At 66.0% G+C, this 13387-nt stretch carries 16 protein-coding genes and 1 riboswitch; of the genes, 3 read left to right on the plus strand and 13 right to left on the minus strand.

Features of this window, described 5'->3' with window-relative positions:
* Positions 1–111: 111 nt before the first annotated feature.
* The 8 genes from gcvH to GL300_RS06950 all read right to left on the minus strand — a co-directional run bounded on the left by gcvH (position 112) and on the right by GL300_RS06950 (position 6973).
* A complete protein-coding gene (gene gcvH / locus GL300_RS06915; RefSeq protein ID WP_155038876.1) occupies positions 112–468 on the minus strand; it encodes a glycine cleavage system protein GcvH in 357 nt (118 codons plus the stop codon).
* A 10-nt stretch (positions 469–478) separates the two neighbouring features.
* Positions 479–1591, minus strand: coding sequence for a glycine cleavage system aminomethyltransferase GcvT (gene gcvT, locus GL300_RS06920; RefSeq protein WP_155038877.1), 1113 nt, complete (start codon positions 1589–1591; stop codon positions 479–481).
* Positions 1592–1721: 130 nt separating this feature from the next.
* Positions 1722–1811: riboswitch (glycine riboswitch) on the minus strand.
* Positions 1812–1866: 55 nt separating this feature from the next.
* On the minus strand, positions 1867–2649 hold the full coding sequence (locus tag GL300_RS06925) for an SDR family oxidoreductase (protein ID WP_155038878.1): 783 nt from the start codon (positions 2647–2649) through the stop codon (positions 1867–1869).
* Positions 2650–2709: 60 nt separating this feature from the next.
* On the minus strand, positions 2710–3051 hold the full coding sequence (locus GL300_RS06930; protein ID WP_155038879.1) for a hypothetical protein: 342 nt from the start codon (positions 3049–3051) through the stop codon (positions 2710–2712).
* Positions 3048–3665, minus strand: a complete 618-nt coding sequence (locus GL300_RS06935) for a hypothetical protein (RefSeq protein ID WP_155038880.1) — start codon at positions 3663–3665, stop codon at positions 3048–3050. The genes GL300_RS06930 and GL300_RS06935 overlap by 4 nt, the downstream gene beginning before the upstream one ends.
* Positions 3666–3749: 84 nt before the next feature.
* On the minus strand, positions 3750–5075 hold the full coding sequence (locus GL300_RS06940) for an ATP-binding response regulator (RefSeq protein ID WP_155038881.1): 1326 nt from the start codon (positions 5073–5075) through the stop codon (positions 3750–3752).
* A gap of 3 nt (positions 5076–5078) precedes the next feature.
* Positions 5079–6266 (minus strand): FIST N-terminal domain-containing protein, encoded by a 1188-nt coding sequence (locus GL300_RS06945; protein ID WP_155038882.1) that lies wholly within the window; start codon positions 6264–6266, stop codon positions 5079–5081.
* Positions 6263–6973 (minus strand): response regulator, encoded by a 711-nt coding sequence (locus GL300_RS06950; RefSeq protein WP_192336151.1) that lies wholly within the window; start codon positions 6971–6973, stop codon positions 6263–6265. The genes GL300_RS06945 and GL300_RS06950 overlap by 4 nt, the downstream gene beginning before the upstream one ends.
* A gap of 190 nt (positions 6974–7163) precedes the next feature.
* Here GL300_RS06950 and GL300_RS06955 point away from each other — a divergent pair, with 190 nt between their 5' ends.
* From GL300_RS06955 to GL300_RS06965, 3 genes are all read left to right on the plus strand, one after another.
* Entirely contained in the window at positions 7164–8147 is a 984-nt protein-coding gene (locus GL300_RS06955) for an ABC transporter substrate-binding protein (RefSeq protein WP_155038883.1), read from the plus strand.
* Positions 8148–8211: 64 nt separating this feature from the next.
* The gene (locus GL300_RS06960; protein WP_155039228.1) at positions 8212–8925 is read left to right on the plus strand and encodes an ABC transporter permease; all 714 of its coding nucleotides are present in this window, start codon (positions 8212–8214) and stop codon (positions 8923–8925) included.
* On the plus strand, positions 8915–9505 hold the full coding sequence (locus tag GL300_RS06965; protein ID WP_155038884.1) for an ATP-binding cassette domain-containing protein: 591 nt from the start codon (positions 8915–8917) through the stop codon (positions 9503–9505). The genes GL300_RS06960 and GL300_RS06965 overlap by 11 nt, the downstream gene beginning before the upstream one ends.
* On the opposite strand, the gene GL300_RS06970 is transcribed toward GL300_RS06965, so the two are convergent.
* Genes GL300_RS06970 through pqqB form a run of 5 tightly spaced genes read right to left on the minus strand, consistent with a single transcriptional unit; the run spans position 9493 to position 13364 of the window.
* On the minus strand, positions 9493–10263 hold the full coding sequence (locus tag GL300_RS06970; protein WP_155038885.1) for a quinoprotein dehydrogenase-associated SoxYZ-like carrier: 771 nt from the start codon (positions 10261–10263) through the stop codon (positions 9493–9495). The genes GL300_RS06965 and GL300_RS06970 overlap by 13 nt on opposite strands.
* A complete protein-coding gene (gene pqqE / locus GL300_RS06975) occupies positions 10260–11396 on the minus strand; it encodes a pyrroloquinoline quinone biosynthesis protein PqqE (protein WP_155038886.1) in 1137 nt (378 codons plus the stop codon). The genes GL300_RS06970 and pqqE overlap by 4 nt, the downstream gene beginning before the upstream one ends.
* On the minus strand, positions 11393–11701 hold the full coding sequence (gene pqqD / locus GL300_RS06980) for a pyrroloquinoline quinone biosynthesis peptide chaperone PqqD (protein WP_155038887.1): 309 nt from the start codon (positions 11699–11701) through the stop codon (positions 11393–11395). Before pqqD ends, pqqE begins: the two co-directional genes overlap by 4 nt.
* A complete protein-coding gene (gene pqqC, locus GL300_RS06985) occupies positions 11698–12477 on the minus strand; it encodes a pyrroloquinoline-quinone synthase PqqC (protein ID WP_155038888.1) in 780 nt (259 codons plus the stop codon). Before pqqC ends, pqqD begins: the two co-directional genes overlap by 4 nt.
* Complete coding sequence (pqqB, locus tag GL300_RS06990) at positions 12474–13364, minus strand: pyrroloquinoline quinone biosynthesis protein PqqB (protein WP_155038889.1); 891 nt, start codon at positions 13362–13364, stop codon at positions 12474–12476. The genes pqqC and pqqB overlap by 4 nt, the downstream gene beginning before the upstream one ends.
* Positions 13365–13387: the final 23 nt, after the last annotated feature.

Raw genomic sequence — 13387 nt, forward strand, 5'->3', positions numbered from 1 at the left:
ACGCAACGCCGCGGGCGCGGCATCTTTCTTGCGGAAATATCCTCGGGGGAGCCCGAGGGGGCAGACAGCCCCCTCGGTTTTCGCCGGGCCGTCAGGCCCGGCAGAGCGGCCTTAGCCGATCAGTTCGTTATAAGCCGCCTCGTCCATGAACTCGGACAGATCGACCGAGGTCGGCTTGATGCGGAAGAACCACGCCCCCAGCGGGTCGTCATTCACCGCGCCGGGCGCATCGGGCAGCGCCTCGTTGATCGCCGTCACGACACCGGCGACCGGGGCCACGATATCCGAGGCCGCCTTCACGGATTCGATCACCACGATCTCCTCGCCCGCCTCGACCTCGCGGCCCACTTCCGGCAGTTCGATGAAGACGACATCCCCCAGCTGCTCGCTGGCATGGGCGGTGATGCCGACGATGATCTCGTCGCCATCCTGTTTCAGCCATTCGTGGTCTTCGGTGTATTTCAGCATGCCTGGCCTCTCAGCGCTTGTAGCTCGGTTTGTGGAAGGGGAGTGCGGTCAGGGTGACAGGCAGTCGCTTGCCGCGCAATTCCGCGTAAACGGTCGCGCCTTCGGCCAGATCCACCGGCAGGATCGCCATGGCCACCGGCCCGCCGACCGTGGGACCGAAGCCACCCGAACAGACTATGCCGATGCGGCGGCCACCCTCGGCCGCGTCAAAAACTTCGACGCCCTCGCGGATCGGGGCGCGACCTTCGGGGCGCAAGCCACGACGGGTCATCGCGGGGCCACTGGCCAGCTCGGCCAGCACCGTATCCGCACCGGGGAAGCCGCCCTCGCGCGTGCCCCCCAGACGGCGGGCCTTGGGGATCGACCAGCCAAGCGCCGCGACAGCCGGGGTCACGCCCGCATCCATGTCATGGCCGTAAAGCGGCATCCCGGCTTCCAGCCGCAGGCTGTCACGCGCGCCCAGACCGATCGGGGAAACCGCATCGTGATCCAGAAGCGCGCGGGCGAAATCCTCGGCCCGCTCACCGGGGATCGAGATCTCATAGCCATCCTCGCCGGTATAGCCCGAGCGGCTGACCCACAGTGTCGCGCCGTTCCAGTCGAACTCGGCCACGTCCATGAATTTCATCGCCTCGACGCCGGGAACCAGCGCCTTCAGCACGGATTCGGCCTCGGGGCCTTGCAGCGCCAGCAGCGCGCGGCCCTCGACCGGCTCGACAGATACGCCCAAGGCTTCCAGCTTGCGCAGATGGGCGATGTCCTGATCGACGCAGGCGGCGTTCACGACCAGAAACAGGTGATCGCCCTTGTTGGCAATCATCAGGTCGTCAAGGATGCCACCGGTGACATTGGTAAAGACACCATAGCGCTGACGGCTCTGCCCCAGCCCGGCGATATCGGCGGGGACCAGCGTTTCCAGCGCCAGGGCCACATCCGGCCCGCGCAGGATCACCTGACCCATATGGCTGACATCGAACAGCCCGGCCTTGGCGCGGGTATGCAGATGTTCACCCATCACGCCCATCGGGTATTGGACCGGCATTTCCCAGCCGGCAAAGGGAACCATCTTCGCGCCCAGCGCGAGATGCAGGTCATATAGCTTCGTGCGCCGTAAATCGGCCATGGGCATCCCTCACCTTGCGGACGGAATAATCCCGTCCGTTTCGATGCCCCCTCTGTCCCTACCCCGTCCGGGGCGCCTGAGATCGTTATCCCTTCGGCGGGCGACATGTGCCGCCACTCTCCAGAGTCTTCTTCGGAAAACGGTTCGCTTTGCCTGAGAGTTTACCGGGGCGGTTGCTCCTTCGGCCCTGACTTGCGCCAGTGTCTCCCGATTTCCGACTTTCGGACTAGCCGGGCGGCAGGATTCTGGCAAGAGCCAACCTGCCGCCCAGTGCCTTACATCGAGATGTTCGAGGCCCCGCCATCCAGCAGGATGTTCTGGCCGACGATGAATCGGGCATGCTGGCTGCACAGGAAGGCACAGGTCGCGCCGAAATCCTCGGCCGTGCCATAGCTGTGGGTCGGGATCGTCTGCTCGCGGCGATGACGAGCCTCATCAATGCTGATGCCCTCGGCCTTGGCTACGCCCGCATCAAGGCTGTCCGCGCGATCCGTCGCATGGATACCCGGCAGCAGGTTGTTCACCACCACGCCCGAGGGCGCGACCTGCCGCGACATGCCGGCGACAAAGCCGGTCAGCCCGGCGCGAGCGGTGTTCGACAGGCCCAGAATCGCGATCGGCGTGCGCACCGATTGCGAGGTGATGTTGACGACCCGGCCCCAGCCGCGCTCCATCATGCCCGGGACCAGCGCCTGCATCAGTGCCACAGCGGTCAGCATGTTGGCGTCGATGGCCTTGATGAAATCGTCGCGGCTCCAATCGGTCCATTTGCCGGGCGGCGGCCCGCCCGCATTGTTCACCAGAATGTCGGCCTGACCGCCCAGCGCCTCCAACACGGCGGCGCGGCCTTCCTCGGTGGTGATGTCGGCGGCGACCGGGGTCACCTTGACGCCGTATTTCGCGGCGATGTCCTTGGCGGTCTGCTCAAGCGCCTCGGCGCCGCGGGCGTTGATGACCAGATCCACCCCGGCCTCGGCCAGTGCCTCGGCGCAGCCACGGCCCAAGCCTTTTGATGCGGCGCAGACCAGCGCGCGCTTGCCCCTGATACCCAGATCCATGCGTTTCCCCCTTTTCGATGGTTGGCGCCAAGGAAACGCGGGGCGCGCGTTTTGTCCAGTTCAGAAGCAGAGGATCTCGGCCTCGGCCTGCGCGCGGCGGTATTCGGCGACCATTTCATTCACCACCGCGCCCTGCCGGAACATGGCCGTCCGCTCGCCCGCGACCTGACGCATGCGCAGCACGGTCTCGGCCTGGACGTAATGCTCATAGGGCAGGATTTCCGCGATATGGTCGATGGCGCAGGAGCATTTGTCCAGCATCTCGCGGGTCTGGCCATTGGTCGCCATGCAGACAAAGACGTAATCCGCCCGCGCATTGGTCGGATAGTCATTGACCGACTGCGCCGAGGCCGACCCCGCCCACAGCGCCAGGGCCGCTACCAGATGCGCAAGCCGGCTCATTTCAGGACCATTTCGCTGAGATAGGCGGGGCGATCGCCAGCCAGCGGACCGGTCTGCGCGCTCATCTTGCGGATCGGCTTTTTCGGATCGTCCAGCGCAAAGCGCAGCACCAGCGTCTCGAACCCATACATGCGCTGGCTGTTCTTGTCGCCTTTGAAGGGCTGGAAGCTGGCGACGGTCAGGTTGCCGTCCTGCGTCACCTCACCGCCCCGAAACAGCGCGTCCTTGAGCCGGTTGCGGATATAGAACGGGCTGCCCCCGGTCAGCGCGGCCATGTCGCGGGCCACGGTTTCCAGAAAGAAGGTCACCGAAGGGTCGCCGCCGGTGACCGGAAACGGCCCGATCTTGCGCTTGATGCGGGCGGTGTCCTCGGCCAGTTGCAGCACCGGCTTGCCGTCGGACGGATCGCTGATCTGCGTCATGGTGATCGTGCCCTGCCCCAAGGGCTTGAAGCCTTCGACCTCGGGACCGGTCTGGCTGATCGCCCATTTCAGCGGCGCATCGGTCAATTGCCAGGGGCCGCGTTCGGTGAAAACCAGATCGCCTGCCTTGTCGGCCAGCGCGGGACCTGCGGCCAGAAGGCCGATCAGGACCAGACTGCGGAATATTTTCATATCAGTGGTTCCTTCCCTCGGGCCGAACCTGCCCCCGCCCCATGCATCGCGAAAGGGCGGCGATCCGGCTCTGATGCTTTGGTCTTAGGCAAGCATGTGCTGCAGTGCCGCCTGCAGTTCATCGGGGCGCAGCGGCTTTTCCAGAACCAGCGCGCCCATCTCCAGCCCGGCGCGGCCGATCTCGGGGTCGCGGCGCGCGGTGATGATGATCGCGGGCACCGGTTGACCGACCGCCCGGCGCAGCGCGGCAATGGCCTGCAAGCCGGTATCCCCATTGTCCAGATTGTAATCCGCGATCACCACATCGGGCGGGTCGTCGCCCATTTCGGCCAGTGCCTCGGCCGTGCCACCGGTCACACGCGCGACCATGCCCAACCGGTCGCGCAACAGCAATTGCAGCGCCCGCCGCATGGCCGCGTCATTTTCGACGACCAACGCCACCCGCCCGCGCAGGCAGGGCCCGGATTGCAGGGCTGCGGGCACGATGACCCGGCTTTCGGGCGTGACCAAAGGCAGGCTGACACGAAACACCGTGCCCCGCCCCGGCTCGCTGTCCATGGCGATCGGATGGCCCAGTTTCGCGCAGGCCCGGCGTACGATCGACAGGCCCAGCCCCATGCCTGGCGCACCGCCGTCGCGGCTGATGCGGTGGAACTCGTTGAAAATCCGGGCGCGGTCATGGGCGGCAATGCCGATGCCGGTGTCGAACACCTCCAGCCAGACCGATTCGCCACGCTTGCGCGCGCCCACCAGAACGCCGCCCTGATCGGTATACTTGATCGCGTTCGAGATCAGGTTCTGCGCGATCCGCCGCAGGAAGGTCGGGTCGCTTTCCACCACCGCCATGGTCGGAATGAAGCGCAGCCGCAGCCCCTTGGCCTGCGCCATCGGCAGGTATTCGACGGCCAGCCGCTGGAACATCTCGCCCAGATGGACAGGTTTGCGCTGGAACTCGATGCGCTGGCTGTCCAGCCGCGAGATGTCGAGCACCGCATGCATCAGCTCCTCGACCGATTCAAAGGCCCCGGCCAGACGCTGCGACAGCTCGGTCTGCAACTCGTCCTGCGCGGTGTCCTGCAGCGCCGACAGGAACAGCTTGGCTGCGGATAGCGGTTGCAGCAGGTCATGGCTGGCCGCGCGCAGAAAACGGGTCTTGGAGCGGTTGGCCTCTTCGGCAAAGGCGCGGGCGACGGCCAGTTCACGGTTGCGGTCGGACAGGTCGGCCAGGGCCTTTTCCAGATCGCGGGTGCGGGCCTGCACCTCTTGTTCCAGCGCAACGGCGGCCTGAAACATCGACCATGCCGAGCCGCGGCTTTCCTCAAGCCGGTCTATCCGTTCGACCAGCACATCCGAGATGCGCGTCAGCTTTTCGACGCGGCGGGCCTCATTGTCATCGCTGCGCAGGAACATGGCTCAACTTTCCGGCGGCATCAGCGCCATGCCGACAAAGGTCTGGTTCACATGCATGCCGCTATGCTGCTCACCATAGGTGTTGAAGCCGGCGACATGGTAGCGGGCCAGCAGGTCGGACATCTGCTCGGCCATGCCGGCGCGCTCCAGCGCAAGGCGGCGTAGGATGCAGTCGAAGCCCAGCACCATCACCGGCGGGCGCGGCAACGCGTCCAGTGCTTCGGCAAAGCCGCGGGTCATGTCGACGGCATTGCCCAAGGTCAGGATATTCCCCGCCTCGATCCCGGAAAGCAGTTGCAGGCCGCCATCCGGGGTCACCGCCCGGATGGCGCGGACATGGTGCCGCCGTCCAGTGCGCTGCAACAGGGGATGGCGGGCGAATTCGGTGGTGGTGAGGGCCTCGGGGCGCAGCCCGGCAAGACGGGCATATTCCTCGGCGGCGGGCTCGGCGTTCAACTCCCAGATAATGCGATCATGGGGGTTGGCGGCGGTGACGACGGCGCGATGCTCGGTCGGACGGAAATGCGCAAAGGACACTTCGGCCACGGCGAAATCGGTCTCGACCAGCAGAAAGATTGCGGCCCCCGTCCGCCCCTCGCCCGCGACCATCTGGCAGGAGGGGGCGAAATTCAGCCCGCGTGCCGCCGAGCCGCCAACCACCGGCACCCCCGGAATCGCGGCGTCCAGCGTGGCGACCAGCACGTCTTCCTGCCGGGCCTGCGCATCGGCCAGCAGGATACCAAAGCAGGACCGTCCGGCACGCGGCGCGAAATCGGCATGGAAGCGGCGCAGGGTTGCCATCCAATCCGAGACCGGCACATGCGCCTGATCGCGCAACATGCAGACCCCGGCCCGAAAGCTGTCCGCGGGAAAGCCCAAGGCAATCACGCTATCCGTGCAATAGCCGCTTGGCCCGATCTCACCCGCCGAGGAGCAGCCGACGACGGTGCAGCCCGGCCCCAGCGCCTTTGTCAGCTGGGCACCGACCGCGCCCAAGCCATGCCCCGGATCCCCGAACAGCAGGACCAGCGCCGGATCGACCGGTTGCAGCCGGGCCAGAACCTGCGCGACGATATCCGGGGCATCCGAAGGCACGGATACGGCCACAGGCGGGGCGGGCGCAGGCCCGGTCCGTTTCGGGCGGTCGGTAGGCGCGACACCCGGCCATTGCTCGGGCAGGACGCGGTTCATGCGGGTTCGAACAACCTTACGCTATTGGCCAGCAGCACGGCCTGCGTGCGGCGGCGGGCGTTGATCTTGGACATGATCGCGGTGATGTGGGTCTTGACCGTGGCCTCGGCGATGGACAGCTCGTAGCTGATTTCCTTGTTGGCCTTGCCCTGACAGATCAGCCGCAGGATTTTCATCTGCTGGGGCGTCAGGCTGGCAAAGCGGCGGGCCAGTTCGGCACGGGCGGCGTCTTCCTCGCCCGCATCCTCGGGGACGTAGCTGTCGGGGGTGACCCGTTCGCCCTCCCACATGCGGCGCAGGCTGGCGACCAGCGCCTCTCGCGCCAGGGACTTCGACACATAGCCCTGCGCCCCTGCCGCCATCGCGGCCGAGATCATCGCATTGTCCAGATCGGCCGAGATCATGGTGATCGGCACATCCGGAATCTGACGACGCAGCATGACCAGCCCTTCGGCGCCGCGCGCATCGGGCAGGTTCACGTCAAGGATCACCGCATCGGGCATGCCCTGATTGCGGATCTGCTCCTGCGCAGCGGACAGGCTGCGCGCGGTGCGGACATTCTTCAGCCCAAAGCTGATCTTCAGCGTCAGCGCGAGAGCATCGCACATCAGCGGGTGGTCTTCGACAATCAGGATCTCGCGCACGCGGTCGACGGGAAGATGCCGTGCCGTGTTGCGGTCCTGCGCATTCGAGGTAGCTGAGTCCACCGTCCTCCTCCCAAAGAACGAGATGGTTGCCGGGCTTCTTCACGCTGCGGCAGTCAACCAGCATCTTAGGACGATGGGCGCTTGGCGCAAGGCTTATGGCGCGGCTGTCGAAAATCTTCTACGACTTCGGTTGGATTGGTCCCGATTGCGGCACATGCCAGTTTGGGCGCGATTTGGGGGGAGACAGATCATGCAATTCAACAGGCGAACGGCTCTGCTGGGCTTTGCGGCGGTCCTGAGCGGCTTGGCCCTGCCTGCTTGCGCCGCGGATTCGCTGCCGCAGATCCGCATCGGCACGCTGGAAAACGGCACCGTCAACTGGGAGATCCAGACGATCATCAAGCGCGGGCTGGACCGCGAGAACGGCTTCCGGCTGGTTCCGATGATTCTGGCCGGAAACCCCGCCACGCAAGTCGCCATGCAGGGGGGCGAGGTCGAAACCATCGTCTCGGACTGGCTGTGGGTGGCGCAGCAGCGGGCGCGGGGGACGGATTTCACCTTCCTGCCCTATTCGACCGCCGTCGGCGGGTTGATGGTCAAGGGCGACAGCCCGGTGCAGTCTCTGGCCGATCTCAAGGGCAAGAAGATCGGGATCGCCGGTGGCCCGGTCGACAAAAGCTGGCTGATCCTGCGGGCATGGTCGCGTGAGAAGCTGGGACAGGATATTGCCGAAACCACCGAACAGGTATTTGGCGCACCGCCGATGATCCTGAATGCCGCCGAAACCGGCGAGGTCGATGCCGCGATCAATTTCTGGCATTTCCAGGCCAAGATGCGGGCGCGCGGTATGCGCGAGGTGATCTCGGTCGAGACCGCCGCCAAGGATCTGGGGCTGGACCCTTCGACGCCGCTGCTGGGCTATGTGCTGCGCGACAGCTGGATCAAGGCCAATCCGGCGCTGGCAGCGGGGCTGGCCAAGGCCTCGCGCGATGCCAAGCAGGTGCTGCTGACCGACGACGCAGCGTGGCAGGACATCCGCAGCTATATGGATGCCAAGGACGATGCCGAATTCGAGGCGCTGAAGGCTGGCTGGCGCGCGGGCGTGCCCAAGCCCGGCCCGGTCAATGCCGAGGACGCGCAGCAGGCCTTCACCGCCATGGCCGAACTGGGCGGGGATGAGCTGACCGGCGGGGTCACCACCCTGCCCGACGGCCTGTTCTGGTCACCGGAGTAGCCTGTTGACGGATACCGCAAAACCGCGCTCGGCGCTGCTGCCGGGCGTCCTGTCTGTTCTGGCGATGCTGGCGGTCTGGGTGGTCGCCTCCATGCTGACCGACCGCCCCCAGACCCTGCCCCCGCCATGGGAGGTGCTGGCGCGGATCGGTCACCTCGCCTCGACCGGAGAGCTGTGGTTCAACGCCGGGATGACCCTGATGCGGGTGGGCGCGAGCTTCGCGCTGGCCATGGCCGTCGGGCTGGTCATCGGGCTGATGATGGGCCGCAGCCGGGCGCTGGACGACTGGCTGAATCCCGGCCTGATCATCCTGCTGAACGTGCCCGCGCTGGTGGTCATCGTGCTGTGCTACATCTGGATCGGCCTGAATGAGACCGCCGCCATCCTTGCCGTCGCCCTGAACAAGATCCCGGTCGTCGCGGTGATGATCCGCGAGGGCGCGCGCGCGCTGCGCCCCGATCTGGACGAGATGGCCCGCGCATTCCGCATGACGCGGACGTCGCGGCTGCGCCATGTCGTTCTGCCCCAGCTGGCACCGCAGATCGCGGCCTCGGCGCGGGCCGGGATCTCGCTGATTTGGAAGATCGTGCTGGTGGTCGAATTTCTGGGCCGCTCGAACGGCGTCGGCTTCAAGATCCACCTGCTGTTTTCCAGCTTCGACGTGACCGGGGTACTGGCCTGGGCCTTGGCCTTTGTCGCGGTGATGCTGGCAATCGACCTGTTCATCCTGCGCCCATGGGAAAGCCGCGCCAATCGCTGGAGGCAGGATGCGGCTTGAACTGGACGGCAAGAGCTTTGGTCACCGCGAGATTCTGGGCCGGATCACGCTGACGGTCTCGCGCGGGGAAAGGCTGGCGATTCTGGGGCCGTCCGGCATCGGAAAGTCGACACTGCTGCGCATTCTTGCCGGGCTGGACAGCCGTTTCCGCGGTCAGCTTGAGGGGGGCGACCGGCTGGCGTTGGTCTTTCAGGAACCGGTGCTGCTGCCTTGGCGCGATGCCATCGCCAATATCACCATCCCAACCGGCTGCGACGTCGACACGGCGCGGCACTGGATGGAACAGGTCGGCCTGTCGGGGCATGAGGCCAAGTTCCCGCGCCAGATGTCACTTGGCCAGCAAAGGCGGCTGGCGCTGGCCCGCGCCTTTGCCGCCGGCCCCGACATCCTTCTGGCGGATGAGCCCTTCGCCTCGCTTGATGAGGACACCCGCGCGCGGATGCTGGCCCTGACCGAGGAGTTGCTGACCCACACCGGGGCCGGGCTGGTCATCGTCACCCATGACGCGACCGAGGCCGAGGCCCTGCGCGCCCGCAGCCTGCGACTGTCGGGCAACCCGGCCGAGCTTCAGAAGGACTGATCCCAGGCCCGGCTTTCGGTGTCGACGGCATGGACCTGAACGGGACCATCGCCCGGCTGATAGGCAAAGCGGAACACCGGGTCTTCGGAAATCGAGATGCCCGCGCTCATGGTGAACAGCTCGGCCCCATCCTGCTTGACCTCAAGCGTCTGGATGAACTCGGCGGGGATGGTCAGCAGCGTCACCTGATCGCGCTGCAACCCCGAGAAGTTCGGATGCCGGATCATCAGGGTGCCAATGTCGCGCCCGTTTTCCTCGGCCTTCTTGAAACGCATTTCGCCCATGGTGGCGCGCATCTCGTCCATGCTTTTTCCGGCCGGCGCGGCGCAACCGCCCGAGGCTTTCACATAGCGCCCGGCCATGACCTTGCGCCCATCCGCCAGCGTGGCGATGGCGCGCAGGTCGGAATAGCTGTCGACCCGGACGCGAACCTCGAAATCCAGCGGCATCAGGGCGGGACCAAAGGTGAACTCGGCCGCGACCGGGGCGGGATTGCCGTCAATCACCAGCGTCAGCGCGGTAATTGCGGGCGCGCCCGGCGGCTGGGCCACATGCACCGGCACCAGCGCCGGGTTGTCGGCGCGCTTCGGCGCATCCAGCAGCAGCACGCCGGGGTCGATCGCCGGTTCGTCCTCGGTCCCGATGATGCTGGAACGCAGGTCGTCCCAGATCGGCGAGGGTTCCAGCGGGTTTTCGACCTCGGCCGCCAGCCCCAGTTGCGGCAGGCAAAGCAACGCGATCAGCACAAGGCGTCTCATGTCCGTTTCTCCCGCGACATGCGCCGGTAGACCAGCGCGACATCGTCACTGGCGGCATCGGCCTCGGCCTCGGCCCGCAGCCGCGCATTGAAAGGAGAACGCGAACAGACCGGATCGGTTGCCATCGGATCATTGGCCATCGCCATGGCCTGACACCGGCAGCCGCCGTGGTCGATCTCGCGCCGCTCGCAACTGGCGCAGGGTTCAGGCAACCATGCCGTGCCGCGAAAGGCATTAAAGGCCGGGCCGTTGTGCCAGATTTCGGTCAGCTTGGCATCGCGGATGTTCTGGAACTCCAGCCCCTTGATGGTCTGGGCGGCATGGCAGGGCAGCACAATGCCGTCCGGCGCGATGTTCAGCCCGGTCGAGCCCCAGCCCCCCATGCAGCTTTTCGGGAATGTCGCATGATGGTCGGCAGGCACGTAATCGACGACCATGCGCCCGCGCAGCCGGTGGCGGGCCTGATTGACCACCTCGCGGGCGCGCTGCGCCTGTTCGCGGGTTGGCATCAGCGGACGGCGGTTCAGGTCGGCCCAGCCGTGGAACTGGACGGTCGCGACCTCGATCCGGCGACATCCCAGCCTTTCGGCCAGATCGATCATCTCGGGCAGGCGATCAAGGTTCTGGCGATGCACCACCGCGTTCAGGGTCAGCGGAAAGCCGATCTGGCCGATCCATTCTGCAACCTGCATCTTGCGCGCGAAGCTGCCGCCATAGCCGCTGATCCAATCGGCCATCTCGGCATCGATCCCCTGCAAGGACAGCTGCACGTGATCGACCAGCCCGTCCAACTCGCGCAGGCGCGCCTCGGTCAGACCGATCCCCGAGGTGATCAGGTTCACATACAGCCCGGCATCGCGGGCGCTGGCGGCAATTTCCGTCAGGTCGCGGCGCGAGGCGGGCTCGCCGCCCGACAGATGCACCTGCAGCACCCCCAGATCCGCCGCCTGCCGAAAGATGTCGCCCCATTCCGCCGCCGTAAGCTCGGTCGAGACGCGGGCCAGCTCGACCGGGTTCGAGCAATAGGGACAGGCCAGCGGGCAGCGATGCGTCAGCTCGGCCAGCATTGCCATCGGCAAGCCGACCCGGACCGGATTGCCCCGGATGTCATGCGGAGAGGTTTGCTGGGTCATGGCGTCACCTCGTCAGCCGCGGCCAGAAAGACCATGCGTCGATCGACCAGCCCGGCGATGAATTCATGCACGTCGCCCTCGATCTGCTCGACCGGGGCATTGTAGCGTTCGCACAGCGTCAGGATGACCTCGGCCATGCTGCGCTGCCCGTCCAGTTCCGACAGGATCGCGTCGCCAATCGGATCAAGCTGCATCGCCCGTTCCGGGGCCAGCAGCACGCGGATGCCGCGCACGCGGTCGTCATAAAGCCGGACTCCCCGCGGCAGATAGGGGACGCAGAGATTGCTGATCCGCGGGCCGGTCATGACACCTCGGCCAAGGCAGGGCCACGCAGCGCCAGCCCTTCACCGGGTCGCCATGAGCCGGGGGGAATGCGCCCTTCCACATAGCCATGCCACAGCGCATCAAGCTGCGCCCACAGCACATCGGTCTTGAAGGTCAGGGCCGCCGCCGCCGCATCCTGCTTTTCCAGCGTATCGGCATGGTCCAGCACATAGTTCAGCCCGAATTCGACATCCTTCGGCGCCTCGGCCAGACGCTTCTTGAAATAGGCCAGACTGGCATCATCGGCAAAGTCGTAATGCGCCAGCAGACCCTCGATCCGTTCGGCATGGATCTTGGGGGCGAACATCTCGGTCAGAGAAGCCGCCACCGCATCCAGCAGCGGCATGTCGCGCACAAAGCGCACATAGGCATCGACGGCAAAACGGGTGGCGGGCATGACGCCCACCCCGCTGGCGACATAGTCGGGATCAAGCCCCACCGCCTGAGCCAAGGCCAGCCAGCGGCGAATGCCGCCGCCCTCGGTGACGCCGCCATCGTGATCCTCGATGCGACTGCGCCAGATGCGGCGCAGTTGCGGGTCCTCGATCCGGGACATGAAGGCCGCGTCCTTCATCGGGATGCGGGACTGGTACTGCCAGCGATTGATGACCCATGCCCGCACCTCGTCGACCGAGCATTGCCCGCCATGCAGCCGCTTATGGAACGGGTGGCGGTCGTGATAACGCTCGGCCCCGATATGCTTGAGCCGTTCGTGGAAATCGGTACGGGATTGGGGTCCGCGATCAGCAAGCTTCATGGCGTGATCTCCATGCCGTCATGGCCGATCTGCCAGCCAGCAGCCTCGGCGCGGGCGCGCTCGGGGCTGGCGGGATCGACCAGCGGGTTTGAATTGTTCAGATGCACATAGATCCGGCGTACGACCGGCACGTCGTTCAGGGCCGACATGCTGCCATCCGCGCCCGAGACCGGGACATGCCCCATGCGCCGCCCGGTCTTGGCACCAAGACCCGCGCGGATCATCTCATCATCGGTCCATAAGGTCCCATCCATCAGCAGCGCATCGGCGCCCGCGATGCGGTCTTTGAGCCATTCGGGGACGGTGGCGCAGCCGGGGATGTAATAGACGCGCCGACCGCCCGCGCTAAGTTCCACGCCGACCGTTTCCTCACCCATCTGGCCGGTCTCGACCACCTCGCCCTCAAGATACAGGGGCACCTTGCCGGGCACGGCGAACAGCGTCGCGGTGACGCCCGGGACCAACGTGAAAGGTCGGTCCAGAACGATCTCGCGCCGGGGGACAAGCTGGGGGTTCAGGGCGGCCAGCATCGGGTTGTCCGCCAGCACGCGATGAATGGCGGGCGTGGCGAACAGATCAAAGGCCTGCCCTTCGCGCAGGGTCAGAAGCCCCGCGACATGGTCGATATCACCATTGGTCACAAGAACCGAGCGGATCGGGGAATGCCGCAGCCCTTCAGGACGCAGCACGGGGCTGGCGGCCAATTGGGTCCGAAGATCGGGCGAGGCATTCACCAGCGCCCAATCGATTCCGTCTGCGGAAATCGCAATCCCGCTCTGGCTCATCGCGGGGATACGCCCCGCGCGCGCGGCTTCGCAGTTCGGACAGCCACAGTTCCACTGCGGCAGCCCTCCACCGGCGCCGGTGCCGAGAATCACGATACGCATGGTTATGGCTTTTGGCGCGACCG

Source organism: Paracoccus litorisediminis, assembly GCF_009711205.1.
In the GTDB taxonomy this organism is placed as follows: Bacteria; Pseudomonadota; Alphaproteobacteria; order Rhodobacterales; family Rhodobacteraceae; genus Paracoccus; species Paracoccus litorisediminis.